The sequence below is a fragment of the Pelagicoccus sp. SDUM812003 genome (assembly GCF_031127815.1).
Classification (GTDB): Bacteria; Verrucomicrobiota; Verrucomicrobiia; order Opitutales; family Opitutaceae; genus Pelagicoccus.
This window is the reverse complement of sequence record NZ_JARXHY010000016.1, coordinates 104,655-121,078: the sequence shown is the minus strand read 5'-3', so window position 1 is coordinate 121,078 and position 16,424 is coordinate 104,655. Positions and strand designations below refer to the sequence as shown.

13 protein-coding genes and 1 tRNA gene are annotated in these 16,424 nt (G+C 57.7%); 5 read left to right on the top strand and 9 right to left on the bottom strand.

Features of this window, described 5'->3' with window-relative positions:
* Positions 1 to 141: 141 nt before the first annotated feature.
* Both QEH54_RS18855 and QEH54_RS18850 read right to left on the bottom strand, forming a co-directional pair.
* The gene (locus tag QEH54_RS18855) at positions 142 to 2,865 is read right to left on the bottom strand and encodes a response regulator (protein ID WP_309020261.1); all 2,724 of its coding nucleotides are present in this window, start codon (positions 2,863 to 2,865) and stop codon (positions 142 to 144) included.
* Positions 2,866 to 3,196: 331 nt separating this feature from the next.
* Positions 3,197 to 3,272, bottom strand: a tRNA-Lys gene (locus tag QEH54_RS18850).
* 409 nt (positions 3,273 to 3,681) lie between these two features.
* Here QEH54_RS18850 and QEH54_RS18845 point away from each other — a divergent pair.
* Positions 3,682 to 4,284 (top strand): sigma-70 family RNA polymerase sigma factor, encoded by a 603-nt coding sequence (locus tag QEH54_RS18845; protein ID WP_309020260.1) that lies wholly within the window; start codon positions 3,682 to 3,684, stop codon positions 4,282 to 4,284.
* Complete coding sequence (locus tag QEH54_RS18840) at positions 4,281 to 5,033, top strand: hypothetical protein (protein ID WP_309020259.1); 753 nt, start codon at positions 4,281 to 4,283, stop codon at positions 5,031 to 5,033. Before QEH54_RS18845 ends, QEH54_RS18840 begins: the two co-directional genes overlap by 4 nt.
* 85 nt (positions 5,034 to 5,118) lie before the next feature.
* Here QEH54_RS18840 and ruvA read toward each other — a convergent pair whose 3' ends face one another.
* From ruvA to dapA, 3 genes are read right to left on the bottom strand one after another with little or no spacing between them, the layout of a single operon-like run.
* Complete coding sequence (gene ruvA, locus QEH54_RS18835; protein ID WP_309020258.1) at positions 5,119 to 5,739, bottom strand: Holliday junction branch migration protein RuvA; 621 nt, start codon at positions 5,737 to 5,739, stop codon at positions 5,119 to 5,121.
* Positions 5,739 to 6,470 (bottom strand): 4-hydroxy-tetrahydrodipicolinate reductase, encoded by a 732-nt coding sequence (gene dapB, locus QEH54_RS18830; RefSeq protein ID WP_309020257.1) that lies wholly within the window; start codon positions 6,468 to 6,470, stop codon positions 5,739 to 5,741. The genes ruvA and dapB overlap by 1 nt, the downstream gene beginning before the upstream one ends.
* Before the next feature lie 9 nt (positions 6,471 to 6,479).
* Positions 6,480 to 7,388, bottom strand: a complete 909-nt coding sequence (gene dapA / locus QEH54_RS18825) for a 4-hydroxy-tetrahydrodipicolinate synthase (RefSeq protein ID WP_309020256.1) — start codon at positions 7,386 to 7,388, stop codon at positions 6,480 to 6,482.
* A 101-nt stretch (positions 7,389 to 7,489) separates the two neighbouring features.
* On the opposite strand from dapA, the gene QEH54_RS18820 reads away from it, so the two are divergent.
* Positions 7,490 to 8,593: a PilT/PilU family type 4a pilus ATPase gene (locus QEH54_RS18820; RefSeq protein ID WP_309020255.1), complete on the top strand. Its 1,104-nt coding sequence runs from the start codon at positions 7,490 to 7,492 to the stop codon at positions 8,591 to 8,593.
* A gap of 144 nt (positions 8,594 to 8,737) precedes the next feature.
* On the opposite strand, the gene hemA is transcribed toward QEH54_RS18820, so the two are convergent.
* From hemA to QEH54_RS18805, 3 genes are all read right to left on the bottom strand, one after another.
* Positions 8,738 to 9,775 carry a glutamyl-tRNA reductase gene (gene hemA, locus QEH54_RS18815; protein WP_309020254.1) on the bottom strand — a complete coding sequence of 346 codons (1,038 nt, stop codon included), beginning with the start codon at positions 9,773 to 9,775 and terminating at the stop codon, positions 8,738 to 8,740.
* The gene (gene ccsA, locus QEH54_RS18810) at positions 9,772 to 10,674 is read right to left on the bottom strand and encodes a cytochrome c biogenesis protein CcsA (protein WP_309020253.1); all 903 of its coding nucleotides are present in this window, start codon (positions 10,672 to 10,674) and stop codon (positions 9,772 to 9,774) included. Before ccsA ends, hemA begins: the two co-directional genes overlap by 4 nt.
* Before the next feature lie 150 nt (positions 10,675 to 10,824).
* A complete protein-coding gene (locus QEH54_RS18805; protein ID WP_309020252.1) occupies positions 10,825 to 10,947 on the bottom strand; it encodes a hypothetical protein in 123 nt (40 codons plus the stop codon).
* Positions 10,948 to 10,955: 8 nt separating this feature from the next.
* On the opposite strand from QEH54_RS18805, the gene QEH54_RS18800 reads away from it, so the two are divergent.
* Entirely contained in the window at positions 10,956 to 12,743 is a 1,788-nt protein-coding gene (locus QEH54_RS18800) for a CHASE domain-containing protein (protein WP_309020251.1), read from the top strand.
* 38 nt (positions 12,744 to 12,781) lie between these two features.
* Here QEH54_RS18800 and QEH54_RS18795 read toward each other — a convergent pair whose 3' ends face one another.
* Positions 12,782 to 13,168 carry an ApaG domain gene (locus tag QEH54_RS18795; protein WP_309020250.1) on the bottom strand — a complete coding sequence of 129 codons (387 nt, stop codon included), beginning with the start codon at positions 13,166 to 13,168 and terminating at the stop codon, positions 12,782 to 12,784.
* Between the two features lie 382 nt (positions 13,169 to 13,550).
* Between QEH54_RS18795 and QEH54_RS18790 the strand changes: the two genes are divergently transcribed.
* A complete protein-coding gene (locus QEH54_RS18790; protein ID WP_309020249.1) occupies positions 13,551 to 16,421 on the top strand; it encodes a PEP/pyruvate-binding domain-containing protein in 2,871 nt (956 codons plus the stop codon).
* The last annotated feature ends 3 nt before the right edge of the window (positions 16,422 to 16,424 follow it).

Here is a 16,424-nt window from a genome sequence, read left to right as displayed (position 1 = left end):
CGGCTTTGGTATGTGTCCAACAAACGGTATGGCAGCCAGCGCGGCACGAGGGGCGTCCTGTGGCGTGTCGGGTCAGAATGCCGATTGTTTTCACTCCCTAGCGCTCAGCCCGTCATCAGCGTGCTGACGCCGATTAGGCGATCAGGCAAAGCGCTCTGCTTCTGACAGATTCTCCAGCCGCTGGTAGATGCGTTCCGGAACGATCGGTTTGGTCATCACCTCGACCGCTCCGTTTTCGAGGCATCGCTCTTTAGTCTGATTGTCGGCGTGGGCCGTGATCACGAAGATAGGCGTATCCCTGTTTTGCTGCGATTCGCTTTTGATTTTTCGCATGGCGGTTAGGCCGTCCATGCGCGGCATGCTGAGATCCATGAGTATGGCATCGAATCGTTTCTCTTGAGCTCGGGCGCAGCCATCCACGCCGTCTGCGGCATGTTCGACATGGGTGCCGGCCCGTTCAAGGCATCGCTTGATGTAGTGCGCGTTGTCTTCGTTGTCTTCCACCAGCAGAACCGCGTATCGGACAGCTTGGGAGCGAGGGGGCTCGGGCAGCGTGTTCGCGGTGTCGTTTTTGCCTTCCTGGTTCGCTTTGGCCAAGGGCAGAATGACCTGAAACTTCGAACCCTTGCCCAGCTCGCTTTGCACGGTGACGGTTCCTCGCAGTTTCTTGACCAGTTCGCTGGCGATGGACAGCCCGAGTCCCGCACCCTCGAATTTTCGGGTATAGCAGCGCTCGACCTGCGTGAAGGGATTGAAGATCTTGGTCTGCAGATCCTTGGGGATTCCAATGCCGCTGTCCTCCACGCTGAGTACGCAGATGATCTCGCGATCGGAGTCAGGACTTTGGTCGAGGGCGCAGGCGATTCGCACGGAGCCCTTTTTCGTGAATTTGCAGGCGTTTGAGACCAGATTGTCGAGGATTTGCCGGAGCATCGTCGGGTCCGACCAGACCTGGAGCGAGTCGTCGAGGTTTCCGGAACTCTCTATCGCGAGCTGGATGGCGTTTTCGTTCGGGTAGGTCCGGTATTCGTGCATCGCTTCGTCCAGAAGCGCTTTCATGCAGATGGGCGTGGGTTTGGGGCGGGCGCTCTTCGATCGCAGGTTGGTGAAGCTGAGAATGTTGTCGATGAGCTTGAGCATGCGCTCCGCGGAGTGGATGATCGTTTCCAGGCTTTCCCTCGCTTCGGGATCCGGATTGTCGCTGAGCAGCAGGGAAGCGAAGCCCATGATAGGGTTCAGGGGTGTTCTCAGCTCATGGCTCATGACTGCAAGAAACTGCTCCTTGGCTCGATTGGCCTCCTCCAACGCTTCCTTGGAGTTCAGCAGGTCGCGCTGGGCTTGATTCCGGCTGGTCACGTCCTGCACGATCGCAAAGAGGTAGGGAAGGGAACCTCGATAGATGAGGGTGAGGATGACTTCGACTTCCAGACGCTCCCCGCTCGATCGGGTGTGTTTGGTCTGGATCACGAATTTCGAGCCCTCTTGGAGCTTTCTGATGTTATCGTCGAAGACGTTCGAATCGGTATCGCTGATATCTAACCAGTTCTTGGAGAGCAGCGCGTCGCGACTGTATCCGTAGAACGCGGACGCGGCGGGATTTGCGTCGACGATGTTCTTGTTTTCCGTCTCCACTATCAGCATTGGGGCGTAGCTGTTGGCGAACAAGCTGGACATGCGCTCCTCGCTCTCCTTGAGGCGTCGAAGCGTCTTTTTCTGGTTCAAGTAAAGCAGGGTGATGACTGCAGCGAATACGGCTAGGCTGACCACGATGGCGGCGCAAAGAAGGATCAGTCTCCAGTGTCGGTGCCAGAACGTGTTCGGCGGGTTCAGCAGCCTAGCTCCTTCAGGGATCTTCGAAAGATCGGCGTTGGCGTTCGCGAGCTCCAGATAGTCGAACATGTGGTAGCTGGCGGGATTTTCGATCAGAGGAAGCGAGGATACCGGCTCGCCCGAGAGAATGCGTTGCGCGTAGTCAACCGCCAGCCTCGCCATGTCGCTATGGGAGGTCACTTTTCCTCCAGCGACGCCTTCTCCGATTCCCCATCCGCCGACGCTCAGAAAGATCGGTCTTGAGGTATGGGTCTTTATCCAGTTGAGCGACTGCCAGAAGCTAAGCCTGCTAGCCTCCTTGTCCTGGTATGCGGAAATCAAGTAGACCGCATCGCTCTCGCCCAAAGCGATGAGCGATTTCGCCGCCTCTTCGTAGGATAGTCGCCCGAGATCGAGAAGCGTGCAGCGATCAAGAAGCCCTGCTGGCACTTCCTCCAGAAAAGCGGCCTTTTCGCCGAGAGCCGTGGTGGTGGTATCGACCAGAACCCAGAGCGTGCGCAGCTGTGGCAGCAGCGAAAACGCGGACTCGACGGTTTCTCGGATTGGCTCCTTTTCGATGATGCCGGTGTACTCCGGCTCCAAGACGCTTTCGCGAGCGAAGGCTTTGTCGTTTACGCCGAAGAAAACAACGGGCGTGCTTTCGCCAAACAAGGCGTCCTTTTCCTTCCTGAGGAAATGCAGGGCGTTGTCGTCCGCGGAGATAATCAGGTCGTAGGCTCCGTGATTCGCGACGAGACCTTTCAGCTGCTCCCGAGCGATAGGGAATTGTCCGGCAGGCGCGTAGCGCTTGGTGTCCATCATGTGCACCTCGAGCGAGACGCCTCGGCCCCGATAGTCGAAGTGAGTCAGTTGCAGCACTCCCTCGAGCTGGTGGCTCACCACGGGAAAATCGTGGTTGTACGAGCTGAGGAAAAGCACGCGGTGTGGACCGGTCTGCGTCGCTTCTGTAGCGTGGCTGGCCAGGGGAGTGGCGAGGAGGCAGGCCAAGGAGAGCAAAGACAGCAGGGCCTTGGACGCATTCGAGAAGAGATGCATGGGCAAACGTTAGAAGCTCAGCAAGTTATGTCAATCGCCTTGCATCGCTTCGCGCTTTTGGCGCTTGGAGACCCTAGGTCTTCTTGCAAGGAACCAGCCTGCCGCGTTTCGCCGATACAGGAACGAGATGCAGGAAGAGCTATCGTGGCGTGCCCTGCAGTCTTGTCACGGGGCTCACGACTGACGATCGATTCCGAATTGCTCGTTGTCCGCAGGGAGTTGGCTGTTTTAGGGGTGCAACTGAGCTGGGGGACGCAGAAGTTTAGAGCCGACTCGTTCGCGGCCGAGAACCGAAAGATACAAAAAAACCGCTGATAATCAGCGGTTTATTTGGTAGGCCGACTGGGACTCGAACCCAGAACCAATTGCTTAAAAGGCAACTGCTCTACCGATTGAGCTATCGACCCATCTGCCCGGAGGGCGTTTCGAAAGTGGGGGAATACAGGCCTTCGGTCGGGGATTGGCAAGTCCTAATTTTTCCGCGCGCTTTTCGGGCTTGATTCAGCCGAAACCGCCCTGAGAATCGGGCTTCGTAGTGAGGGGCGATCAGCTAAAACGCTGGAATCTGAGCAACCGAGATCGGTCACGGCGCGTATAGATCATTAGGAGAGCGACCCGACTTTATTTTGAACGAAAGGCGGGTCAATTGGATCAAAACCGCAACAACTGCTATGGATAAGCTCGAAAAGACTGCTGAGGGGCGGAGGTTTGACGGCGTAATGCGCTGGAGAACAGGGCTTTATCCTGGGTGTGTAAAAAGGAGGAAAAATGGGAACTCTAGTCGAAAAGGGACGTCCCAAAGCGACAACAACTGCTATGTCATCTAAAGCTCAAGAAGTCGCCTTAGACAAAGCGCTCATCGCGCGCTTCAAGGCCGGAGACGATTCGGCCTTCGAAGAGATGGTTTCTCGCTATTGGGATCGCATTTACGCGATGGTGCACAAGCTCCTGCGCAATACGCAGGACGCAGAGGAGGTCACGCAGGACGCTTTCATCCGCGCCCACCGGGGCTTGGACAAGTTCCGTGGCGATTCCAGCTTCTCGACCTGGCTCTACCAGATCGCGACCAATTTAGCCCGGAATCGCTACTGGTATTGGTGGCGCCGCAAGCGCGACAAGTCGGTCTCGTTCGATCAGCCGATCGCAGCCGAGTCGAGCACGACCTTGGCTGAAGTGTTTCCGGCCGAAGTGGAGTCGCCGGAGGACATCGCGGTGACGAACGAGTTCAAGGACCGGGTGGCTGCCGCCATGCAGGAGCTGAACGAAAAGCATCGCGAGGCCCTGGTTTTGCGAAACGTTAAGAATCTTTCCTATGAGGAAATCGCCGACGAGTTGCAAATCAGCATCGGCACGGTCAAAAGCAGGATCGCCCGAGCGCGGGAAAGCCTGCGCGAAAAGATGGGTCACGAGCTTCTATGAATAAAGAGCGCTTCATCGAAAAGCTGAATCTCTACCTTGATGATGAACTGTCGTCGGAAGAATCGGAGAAACTGATCGCTGCGGTTCGCCGCAACCCCGAGTATCATCGAATCTATCTGCAATATCGCCAGATCCATCAGGCCTGCGCTCAGCTCGGTGACGCGTATTCCAATCCTGAAAAGGCAGCCCCTGCTTGGCGTCAGAAAGTGTACGCCCTGGGGGGGATGGCGGCGGCGGTGGGACTGCTCGCTTTGGCCGCCCAGAATCTCTCTCCCTTCGTCTCAAGGCCGGCCTTGGCGGAGCCGCTGATTGCGGAAACGCCGCCTGCCAAGACCAGCGTGAACGTGGCGCAGGCCGAACCGCTGCAGGTGATGAAGGTCGAAGAGATCGATGGGAAAAGCTATCGTTTGGAGGATTCCTTCGAAGTGGTTTCCTTCGATTTGGAATCCATCTTCCAGGAGGCAAAGACCGCGACCTCCTTCGCTCCACCTCTCGGAGTGGAGTTCGCTCGTTTCGAAGTGGGCTCCAAGAGCAAGCCGGAGCACAAGTGGCAGCAGAATTTCGCGTTCGGCGAGCCGGTGCAGGCATCTACCTTCGAGCACGAGGCGGTGAGCTCTCAGGAGCGAGCGGCCAACGACTACGGTCTGCAGGCGGTCGACGCTCGCGAAGATGGCATCGTTGCGGATAGCAGCGTGCGTTTCGATCTCGAGCGAGCTGCGGCGACCTTGCGGGAACGGAGTCGCCCCTAGGGGAGGCTCGCAATCTCGATTCGCTTCGCGATTTTTTTGATGCCAAGCAAGGCCTTGGCAACGTTGGCGAGTCGCGAGCGCTTCGTCAGCTGAGGGCAGCCTTGATGAGCTGCTCGGTTGTGGCGGATGGGCCGAGAGCCTGTACTGCCTTTCCGATCGATTTGCTGGCTTCGGTCTGCTTGTAGCCAAGGGCCACCAGAGCGGCGACCGCGTCGTCTTCCGCCTTGGGAGCAGGAAGGGTGACGGAATTGGGGCCAGACTGGAGCTCGAAGGCGGTTTCCGTATCGGAGGGCTTGGCGAAGACGAGCAGCTTGTCTTTCAGCTCGATGATGACCCGTTCCGCCGTTTTCTTTCCGATGCCTGGAGTTTTGGCGAGCAGGACCGCGTCACCGCTGGAGATGGCGGAAATGAGCGAGCCAAGCTCCAGCTTGCTCATCATGCTGATACCGACTTTAGGGCCGACGCCGGAAACCTTGTCGATGAGAAGGGCGAAGAAATCGCGCTCCGCTTCGCTGGCGAATCCGTACAAGGACTGCGAGTCCTCGCGGTAGACGGCGTGGGTGTGCAGTTTCACCGATTTCCCCACCGAGGGAAGCTTTGCGGCGGTGGTCACCGGGATGTTGACCAGGTAGCCCAGTCCGCCGGCGCTGATGATAGCGGTCAGCGGCGTGGCTCGTTCTAGGATGCCCTCGATGGTGACGATCATCAGGCCAGTCCGAGGACTTCGCGAATGCTGTAGATGCCAGGCTTCTTGCCCACGGCCCACTCGGCGGCCTTGACGGCGCCGCGAGCGAAAATGGCTCGACTGGAGGCCTTGTGAGTGAGCTCTACGCGTTCCCCGATTTCGGAAAAGATCACCGTATGGTCTCCGACCACGTCGCCACCGCGCAGCGAGTGCATGCCCACTTCGCGCTGGGTGCGCTCGCCGGTGATGCCCTCCCGACCGTGTCGCAGATCGTCGTAGCTCAGTCCGCGCGGTTCCAGCACGGCGTCGGCTAGCATGAGGGCGGTGCCGCTGGGCGCGTCCTTCTTCAGGCGGTGGTGCATTTCCACGATTTCCGCGTTGTAGTCGGCGGGCAGGGCGGCAGCCGCTTTTTCCACCAGGTAGCAAAGCAGATTGACGCCGATGGAGAAGTTGCCCGCCCAGACCGTGGCGGTTTTTTCCGCGATCTTGAGCAGCTCGGCCTTTTCCTCCTGCGAGTGTCCGGTAGTGCCGCAGATGACCGGTTTGCCGAATTCGACGGCGGCCCGAAATACGGACTTGGTCACAGTGTGGAAGGAGAAATCGATCACCACGTCCGCAGCTGCGATGCCAGCGGCGAGGTCGTCGCCTACATCCACCTTGCTGGAGACCTGGTGTCCGGCTTCGATCGCCGCTTCGGCGATGGCTTGACCCATGCGGCCCTTGGAGCCGACGATGCAAATCTTGAGTGACATGGCTTTAGGCTACGCTTGAGCGGAAAGCTCCGACTGCAAGGATTCGAAAATGGAAAGAACCTGCTGCTTGTTTTCTGGGGTCATTTCGCAGAGCGGCAGGCGTACGCGGCTGCTTTCCAGCAGGCCGACCTGCTTCATGCATGCCTTCACCGGGACTGGATTGGGCTCGATGAAAAGATTCTTGAAGAGCGGGTAGAGCTTCTGGTGCAGCTTGCTGGCGGTGGTGAGATCTCCCGAGCGGGCGGCCTTGACCAGAGCGACCACCTGTTCGGGGATCACGTTGGAGGCCACCGAAATCACGCCTTCGGCGCCGGAGCAGATGAAGGGAAGGGTCAGGCTGTCGTCGCCGCTGAGCACCACAAGATCGTCCCCCATGGCCTTTTTGAGCTCGTCGACGCGCTCCACGCTGCCGCCGGCTTCCTTGATGTGGTTGACGTGCGGGTACTTGGAGAGCAATCGCTCCACCGTTTCCACTTCGATCTGAATGCCGCAACGGCCTGGGATGGAGTAGAGAACGACAGGACGGTCGGTGGCCTCCGCGATGGCGGAAAAGTGGCGAAACAGGCCTTCCTGACTTGGCTTGTTGTAGTAGGGAGCGACCTGGAGCACCGCGGCGGCGCCGGCCTTGTGGGCGAACTTGGTCAACGAGACCGCTTCCCGGGTCGAGTTGGATCCAGCTCCGGCGATGACGGGGACGCGTCCTGCGGCGGTTTCGATGGTCAGCTCGACCACCCGCTGATGCTCGTCGTGATTGAGTGTCGGGCATTCTCCAGTGGTGCCGACCGGCACGAGGGCGTCGATGCCCGCCTGGATCTGAGCGTCGACCAGTTTTTTGAGATCGGCTTCGGCTAAGGACCCGTTCGCGAGGAACGGAGTCGCCATGGCAGTGATCGATCCGGTGTACTTTGTTACGCTCATAATTCGAAAGTGAAGGAATCGTGTTCCAAGCCGATTTATAAGGGCGGTCAACCTTTTAGAAGGGGGAATCCGCTTTTCTGCTAACCCTCCCACCTACGCAAATGGCATACGAAATTTTCGACGAACTACTTTACCTCGCAGTGGACAATGGCGCCTCGGACATTGTGGTGAAGTCCGACAAGCCCGGCTACCTGCGCTTGCATGGAGCCCTCGAACCGGTGGAAATGCCGCCAATCGACGGCGAAACGGTCTTGGGGTTCGTGGACGAGAACGTGCCAGGCAACTATCGGGAGACTTGGGAAATGGAAGGACAGGTCGACTTCGCCTACTTTCTGGAGCGGGCGGGCCGATTTCGTGTGAACGCCTTTTTGCAGCGCGGGACGGTCAGCATCGTTTTCCGTCACATCAAGAGCAAGATCCCGAACTTCGAGGATCTTTCGCTCGACCAGGACGTATTGCTGAACCTGGCTCAGAAGAAGGATGGCATCGTCTTTCTGTGCGGAGCGACGGGGTCGGGCAAGTCCACCACGCTGGCCTGCTTGCTGAACTGGATCAACCACAACATGGATAAGCATGTGGTGACGCTGGAGGATCCGATCGAGTTCAATTTCATCGATGCCCAGTCCGTCTTCCAGCAGCGCGAGGTCGGTATCGACGCGCCTAGTTTCGGCAAGGCTCTCAAGGCGGTGCTGCGTCAGAATCCCGACATCATTCTGATCGGCGAAATGCGCGACAAGGAAACCTTCGAGACGGCCCTTTCGGCGGCGGAAACCGGTCACCTCGTGTTCACCACGCTGCACGCGGCCAGCGCTCAGCAGGCTATAACGCGACTTTTCGAATACTATCCCGCCGAGCAGCATCCGTTGGTGCAGCGCAAATTGTCCGAAACCCTGCGCGGGGTCATCGTGCAGAAGCTCCTTCCCAATCTGGAAGGGGATGGACGCGTGCCGGCGCAGGAGATTCTCATCGGTGACAGCGTCGCCAGAACCATGATACGCGACGGCAAGTTCGACAAGATCGGGGCCATCCTCGACGTTTCATCGGACAATGGCTCGCGTTCCTTCAACAGGGAGCTGTTGCGCCTCATCAAGGCAGGCAAGATCAGCAAGAAGGTCGCCATGAAGAACTCGCCCAATCAGCAGGCTCTGGAAATGAATCTGAAGGGCATCTTCCTCAGCGATTCGAATCGCATCCTTGGCAACTAGAGCGCGGATCCGAAGGCGAATTCCGCTCGGGTCAAAGTCTAGCGTTGGACCGTTCTGCCTGCTTGCACGACGGTCGAGCCTGGAGTTTCGGTTCGCCGTCGAGGCGCATGGCTTCGTGGAAGCTGCGGTAGTTGAAAACTGGATTCAGCCAAGGCCGCGCTTCATCAGGGCGTCCCAGATGTAGCCGGACTTGGTTTTCGCGATCACGACGCATTCCTGCATGGCCTGTTTGCGCTGGTTGAGGTTTTCCTCAGCGATGGCCGCCAAGTCGTCGAGGTTGTAGAGGAAAACGTTGTCCAAGTCCTCGCAGCGTTTCTCGACGTTGCGGGGCAGTCCGAGGTCGATGAGGAAGAGCGGGCGGTCGTTTCGCTTGCTGGCGCAACGGTTGAGCAATCCCTCGGTGATGATCGGATCGTCGCTGCCGACCGAAGCGATCACGATGTCGTATTGAGGGAGATAGTTCTGCAGGTCCGCCACCGTATGCGGCGTGCCGCCCCATTCGCTGGCGACGCTTTGGGCCCTCTCGAGGGAACGACTGGCGACGCCGAATCGTTTGGCCCCGCGGCTTCGCAAAGCTTTGACGGTTTTTTCTCCGATCTCGCCGGTGCCCAGCGAAAGCACCGCCGCCTTGCTCAAGGAGCCGAAGATCTTGGACGCCAGTTCGACCGCGACGTTGGAGATGTTGATCTGGCCTTGTCCGACTGAGGTCGAGTTTCGAATGAACTTGGCCGCCTGGAAGCCCTTCTGGAAAACGCGATTGATGACTTTCCCTGCGTATCCGGATTTCTGAGACAGAGCGTAGGCGCTTTTCACTTGGCCGAAGATCTCCGCCTCGCCGGTTATTTGGGAACGCAGACCCGCCGACACTTCGATCAGGTGCTGCACCGCTTCGCGTCCTTGGCGCAGGTGCAGGTGCTTCTTGAGATCGTCTTCGCCGTGCCCGTAGAAGGCGGATATCAGGCGAACCACGTCGTTGGTCTCGACGCCGTCGCCCAGCTTCGCGTAGAGCTCGAAGCGGTTGCAGGTGTTGAGCACCAGGGATTCGTCCGCGATTCTCTGGTGGAGTTTTTGATAGAGTTCGTCCACTCGCCGCTCGTCCACGGAGTAGCGCTCCCTCACTTCCAAGGAGGCCTTTTCGTGGTTGATGCTCAGTACGATGAAAGCGTCGTTTCCTTGGCTCATGAGGCAATCGAATCGTAGCGGTCAGGCCATGAGGCGCTCTGGGCCTCGGATTGGTTACGATTGACCGCGGCGAGAGACAGCAGTGCGGCGAGGAAGATGACGATGCATACCCATGAGAAGCGTTTCGAACTAAGGATGTGGCGCAGGCGCAGGAAGAGCGTTATGCCGTAGGCTACCCAAACCAGCAGGGTGGAGGTGAGCTTTATAGCGATGACCGAGCTATGGTCTTGGGCGAAGTACTGGTATCCGATTCCCAAGGACACGGTGAGGATGATTACCCCCATGCTGAGCAGGCGCTGATTGATTGAGTTGAGCTCCACGATGGAGGGAAGAAACGGAAACAGGCCGCCCACCACCTTTTTCTTTTTCAGACTGCGGCTTTGCAGCAGGTACATGGCCGAGGTCAAGGTCAGCACTCCAAACACGCCGTAGCTGAAGAGCGCCAGGGCGGCGTGAGTCTCGATCCATGGCGAATCGCCGAAGATGGGCTCGCGGCTTGGCGAGTCCCAGTGGGTGAACACCAGAGAGAGGATGGAAAAGAGGCAGGCGAAACCGGAGGTGAAAACGCCGAGCAAACTCACCCGAAAGGCGGGGCCGACAAAGATGTAGATCGCGATCGCGGACCACACCATGAACTGGACCAGCTCGAACTGGTTGGCCAGCGGGCAGCCGCCGTATTGCAGGCCTCGAGCGTAGAGCCCGATGGTTTGCAGGATCCAGCCGAAGGAGACGAGGCTGAGGATGTAGGGGCGCCCGGTCTTTCGGCGAAGCTTGAGGGCGGAGTAGGTTCCCAGCACGAAGCTCGAAGCGAAGACCACCGTGGCGAGCCAGATCCATTGCCGGTCAGCGAGACCGAATAGGGAGGGCGATTGTGAGGCGACGTCTGCGATGGTGACCACGTGCTTGGAAAGTCAGGGTTGAGCGTTCGGTTCGTTGTTCGGCGAGCGGGTGTTACCCCTTAAAAACCTGTGTTATTCCCGCGCCGCGCAGGGAGGTCAAGCGGATCCTATCGCTCGGGCTCGGGCTGTGGCGCGTGAACCATTTCTGAATCATTCCTTGTCGAGGTGACTTGCGTGAACGCTCTTCTCCGGTAGCTTGGCGTCGAGATCCTGCTCGACCGCGCTGCCGAAAGCGGAGTCAGGGAGGGCGGTCTCCGTTTTTTCGCCTGGCAAGATGATCTATGATTTCCTCGGACAACGACACCGCAGCTGAATCTAGCGAGCCTGCTAGACCCCGCTCGGCGGAGCGAACCTGGTACAGTAGCCTGCACTGGATGCACTGGATGATCATCGTCGGGTCTCTGATGGTCACCTTGTACGGCTGGTACCTCACGACGGAGCAGATCGAGGAAAAAGGCCGACTGCGCTACGAGCGTTCCACTAGCCGGTTCCTCAATCTAGTCGTGGAGCGCTTGCAGCGCTATGAGGACGCTCTGTGGGCCGGGGCGGCCCATGTCGAAAGCATGGGCGGAGGGGTGAGTGTCGAGGAGTGGAAGGACTATGCCGAGCGCATTGGCATCGTGCGCAAGTATCCAGGGATCAATGGCATGGGCCTGATTCACTACGTGCCTGCGGAAGAGTTCGAAGGCTACCTGGCCGAGCAGCGGAGGCTGCGTCCCGACTATGAGGTGCATCCGCCTGTGGAGAACAGTTCCGAGATCGGCTACTGGCCTATCAGCTACATCCAGCCGTTGAGGGGCAACCAGAAGGCGGTCGGCCTGGATATGGCCCACGAGACCAACCGTTTCAGAGCAGCTCGACTGACTCGAGAGACGGGGCGGGCCCACATCACTGGCCCCATTGTGCTGGTGCAGGACGCTCAGCAAACGCCCGGATTTCTCTTTTTCGTTCCCTTCTATCGCGAAACCGAAAGTTCAATGGAGTTCGAGGGGCTCGTCTACGCCCCGTTTATCATGAAAAAGCTGCTCGAAGGGGTTCTTGCTCGTGAGAATCGCCACGTGCGGGTGAAGATCTTCGACGACGAACAACTGATTTTTTCGGATCAGAACAACGGGGAGCTCAAGACCGACCCGGACCCGCTTTTCCAGTCCGAGGCCTCTCTTCCCATCTACGGTCGCTCCTGGCGGTTCGAATTCGAGAGCGATTTGCAGTTTCGGCACGACGTTTCCTCCTCGCAGCCGTATTTCATCCTGCTGGCTGGCGGTTTGGTCGACACCCTGCTGCTGATGCTTTTTGTTCAAATCACTCGGGCCAATCGCGACGCTCGCCAGCAAGCGAAGGAGTTGCGACAGGCCCAGAAGCAGCTCGCTCGGGCCAACGACGAGCTATCGCAGTTCAACTACCGCGCCTCGCACGATCTGGTTTCGCCACTGAAGACGATCCGGGGCCTTTGCGAGTTGGTGGGCATGGAGCTGGCGAGTGGCGATACCGATGCCGTGAAGGACCTGGCGCAGCGCATCCGCCAGCAGACCGAGCGTTTGGAGAAACTGGTCAAGGACCTGCTGGATCTGTGTCGCGTGGACCGCTTCGATACGCAGCTGGCGCCCATCGATTGCGAGAAGATGGTGAGCACGGTCTTCGAATCCCTGCGTGCGATCATCGAGGAGGAAGGCGTGCGGACTCGCCTTAGCTGTAGGCTCACCGGAGCGTTTTACTCCCAGGAGGTCCGAATTCAGCAGATCCTGGAGAACCTGGTTTCCAATTCGGTTAAGTACTCCCATCCGGAGCGAGAGGAGAAATTCGTCGAAGTGCGGATTTCGGAGCTTCGCTACGGCTGGGTTCGCATCGAGGTGGAGGACAACGGAATCGGTATTCCGGATGAAGCGAAAGAGCGGGTGTTCGACATGTTCTATCGCGTGGGAAACAGCTCCCAGTACGGTAGCGGGCTTGGCACCTACTTGGTCAAAAAGCACGTTATCGCCCTCGGGGGGCAGATCAGCCTCGAGAGCAGCCCTCAAGGTTCCTGCTTCACCGTCGACCTTCCCAATGGCAAGGCGAACGACGGCTAGGCAGCCGTTGTCTTCCTATCACCGAGCTCGCCAAAGAATCATTCCCCGGGGATTCGCATCTCGAATTCCGGGATGAGGCAGTGGATCTTTTCGCCGAATTGATCGACGCCATGGAAGCTGCCGCGGGCCGTGGCGCTGCAGGAGCCGACGTGAAAGCTGTTGTAGGAGAAATGCTCGCCCGGTAGCAGTTTCGGCTCCTCGCCCACGATCTTGTCGCCTTCGACCACGATGGTTTCCCCGCCTTCCTCCTGGATGATCCACTTCCGGCCGAGCAGGTGCACCGCTCGGTCGGAAAGGTTGGTGATGGTCAGAAAATAGATGAACACGTGCGGCGTGCGCGCCGGCACGCCCGGTCCGCCGTACTGGTAGCGAAGGTCGTCGAGCTGGACTAACAATCCGGGAAGCTGCTGTGAAGAATTGGGCATGAAGAATCGAAGGTGAAATAGTTGAATCCTTGTACTTGCTGGCTACGTAATTGTCGCAGCGTTAGTAAGTATCTATTCAGGTCTTGTACGAGAAGGTAGTGCTATGGTTCGTTTAGTCGTGTTGCGTTGCGCTTTGCTAGCTTCGATTTCGCTTTTCTTCGCGATCGGCTACTCGCAGGTCCCTGAAATCTCGATCGAGCGAGTCCGGACGGGTTTAGAGATCGATGGGAAAACACCTCCGGATGAGGTCACGGTGCTAGAGTCAAGCGGCGATCTAGTCCTATGGTCGCCAGATTGGGCAACGGATAATGTCCAGTGGCGATTTCGGGAGGATACGGATGCGTTTCCGAGAAGTCCGGTCTTCTTTCGGGCGAGAAGCGCCATGCCTCCGGTCGTGCCTGCGGATGATTCGTTGGATACGCGGCTGACGCTGCCCGGCGATGCTCTTTTCTCCGAACCCTTCGAGCAGGGGGATCGCACGGTGACCTTCGCCAAGTTCACCATCTTGATGGACGATCTGACGACGGTGTACTTTCAGGACACGAAAGAGTACGCGTTTCACTACGAGTTCGCAGTGGACAAGATTCCCATGTTTGCCGGTATGACGCGATCCGAGTTCGATGAGGTAACCCTGGCGCTTCGAAAGGACGAGCGGGACCGACGCCAAGCGGTGCTGGGATCGGTCATCTTGGACGAGGAAAACGGGCATTACTATATTGAGTTTGAAGGAAGTGGGTTCGAGTCACCTCGATTTGTGGCACTGCTGTACCATTTGGTGGATACAAGCCTGGAGGCGCCGGGAACCTTTGTCGGCTTTTTGAATCAAGGTGGAAACCTGTATTTCTCGGCCGTGGATTTGGAGTATCTGGACGGAGAGGGGATTGCGTTTTCTAGTAACGACGCTTGGGGAGCTGAGGATAACGTTTGCTATGTCAAAGGCTGGACCCTAGGGCGTCTGAATTTCGTAAGGTCGGAAGACGTCCTGGCGGCGTACGAAAATGGCGAGCTTCTGTCGACCGATATCCTGATTACGGATACAGTGCCCGGCGAGGTGCCCTACGTTTCCGGGATCGTTACCCTGGAGCCAGCGACGCCGAATAGTCATGTGGCCATTCTCGCTCGGGCGTACGACATCCCGTTCCTCTATGCGGGAGACGTCGAGTTTGAGAATCGGCTTCTCTCATTGATCGATCAGGAGGTGCTCGTCTGGACAGGCAAGTTTTGTGAATGGGAAGTCCACAGGGTGGACGATCTGAATATGGATGCGGAAACGCTGGCCTATTTCAAAGGGCTCAAAACTGCCGCCCCGTTGGATTTCGAGAAAAAACGAAGCTACGGAAGCTACTCGGAAAACGTGATTGGACTCACGCCTGACGACATCGCGAGCTTTGGGGGAAAGGCGGCGAACTTCGGATTCCTGCTGCGGGAGATTCCTGAGAACACACGGCCCTATGCGGTGGCATTCTCGATGGACCTCTGGGATGACTACATGGCTCAGGAAATCGAAGCTGGCCTGGATCTGGGTAGTTGGATCGAGGATACGTTATCGGGATACACTTGGGCGAACTTGGATTTGCCCTCGCTCAATGCTGACTTGAAAAAGGTGCGAGACACGATCGAAGATGTGGCGGATTTTTCCCCTTCCCAGCGAGCTGAGGTGCTAGCTGCGCTGGATGAATTCGATGAGATGAGGCGTATCCGTTTTCGTAGTTCGACCAATGTGGAGGACGCGGAGAATTATTCGGGCGCTGGTCTCTACGATAGCAAAAGCGGTTGTCTGGCTGATGAGCTCGATGGAGACGACAGCGGGCCGTCAATCTGCGAGCCGGATGAGGAAAAGGAGCGCGGCGTCTTTCGGGCCATGCGCAAGGTCTACGCGAGTTTCTACAATGAAAACGCGTTTATGGAGCGCCTGCGGTTGGGGGTCGACGAATCGAAGGTGGGGATGGGGGTTCTCGCCCACTATTCATATCCGGACGAAAGCGAGATGGCGAACGGGGTATTGGTCTACGATGAATCGGAATGGCCCTGGGAGCGATTGAAGATCGTCTCGCAGGTCGGTGCGGAATCGGTAGCGAACCCTGAACCGGGATCGGCCCCAGAGGTGGTTTATGCATGGGGTGATTCAGTGGATCGCGATCAGTCTTCCGGCTTGGTAGATAACCAGGATGACTGGGTGCTGGGAAACCAAGAGCGCTATTTGGAGCTGGCGGAACTGGTGCGGAAAGTAGTGTCGGCGTATCGAGCGTTTCACGACGATATTCCAGAAAACGAAGAAATCGCCCTCGATTTGGAGTACAAGCTGGTCAGTCCCGGTGTCCTCGAAATCAAGCAGGTGCGCCGGGTGCCAACCTACAATGCGAGCACGGAAAAGGTCGCTTACATTGGTGGAGATCGGGAAGTGAACTTCATCACCAACGAAGGGTCTTTGGATACGGCGCTGGGATTTCACTACATCAAGAGCGCCTTTGAGTTTCAGGAAAGAAGCGCTCGTATCGATACTTTGGATGCGAAGCAGACGCCTTTGATCGAGTCGATGCGTTGGACGCGCGTCAAAGATGGTGAAGTGGTGACCTACGAAGGAGACCCGTTGGATCTTCCGAACGCCAGTTTCATCTACGAAGAAGGGAACGGAATCTATCGGTGGAGCGAGGAAAGCGATGGAGAGACCAACGTCTACACACTGACACATCTGAGTAATGCTGCAGGGACCAGCGATCAAGGCGGTCTCATCCCTCGGTCTTGGTCGAGCTATTTTCTCAGCGTGACCTTCGAGCAGCCGCGTTTCGCTGGACATGAAAGAATCAACGGAGAGCTCGCGCCGATGTATCGAGACGAGTTTTCATCCTATGGAAGGGAACCGAGCCCTCAGGTTCTCTGGGACTATGCTGTGCGGGATCGGTTCGAGGTTTCTGACGAAGAGAGTGTTTCGGTGTTAATCGACTATTGGCGAGAGTCTCAATACACGGCCGACTTCATTATAAAAACGGGACATCTGCTGCGCTGGAACAAGACCGAGGTACGTGGATTGCTCGCTGATCCAATCGAGTTTACCACCGATTTTTCGCGAACCCAATCGCAAGGTCACCACAACTTCTGGGCGACGTTCGTGTTCGATCCGTGGTTGGAGCCATCCGTTTCCCAGGATAGTCTCGAAGAGTTGGAGGCCATCGATGTCCGGCTGATTCTGAGCGGACACACGGGGTTGATAGGCTACGTCGGCTTGGACGGAAGTTTTCGGGAGGAGCTTTGAGGA

Bases quoted from the DNA above. Each gene is read 5' to 3' on its own strand.
- QEH54_RS18855 (WP_309020261.1), bottom strand. From the start codon at position 2,865: ATGCATCTCTTCTCGAATGCGTCCAAGGCCCTGCTGTCTTTGCTCTCC.
- hemA (WP_309020254.1), bottom strand. From the start codon at position 9,775: ATGAGCCAAGGAAACGACGCTTTCATCGTACTGAGCATCAACCACGAA.
- dapA (WP_309020256.1), bottom strand. From the start codon at position 7,388: ATGAGCGTAACAAAGTACACCGGATCGATCACTGCCATGGCGACTCCG.
- QEH54_RS18845 (WP_309020260.1), top strand. From the start codon at position 3,682: ATGTCATCTAAAGCTCAAGAAGTCGCCTTAGACAAAGCGCTCATCGCG.
- QEH54_RS18840 (WP_309020259.1), top strand. From the start codon at position 4,281: ATGAATAAAGAGCGCTTCATCGAAAAGCTGAATCTCTACCTTGATGAT.
- QEH54_RS18790 (WP_309020249.1), top strand. From the start codon at position 13,551: ATGCCTCCGGTCGTGCCTGCGGATGATTCGTTGGATACGCGGCTGACG.
- QEH54_RS18800 (WP_309020251.1), top strand. From the start codon at position 10,956: ATGATTTCCTCGGACAACGACACCGCAGCTGAATCTAGCGAGCCTGCT.
- ruvA (WP_309020258.1), bottom strand. From the start codon at position 5,739: ATGATCGTCACCATCGAGGGCATCCTAGAACGAGCCACGCCGCTGACC.
- QEH54_RS18820 (WP_309020255.1), top strand. From the start codon at position 7,490: ATGGCATACGAAATTTTCGACGAACTACTTTACCTCGCAGTGGACAAT.
- QEH54_RS18795 (WP_309020250.1), bottom strand. From the start codon at position 13,168: ATGCCCAATTCTTCACAGCAGCTTCCCGGATTGTTAGTCCAGCTCGAC.
- dapB (WP_309020257.1), bottom strand. From the start codon at position 6,470: ATGTCACTCAAGATTTGCATCGTCGGCTCCAAGGGCCGCATGGGTCAA.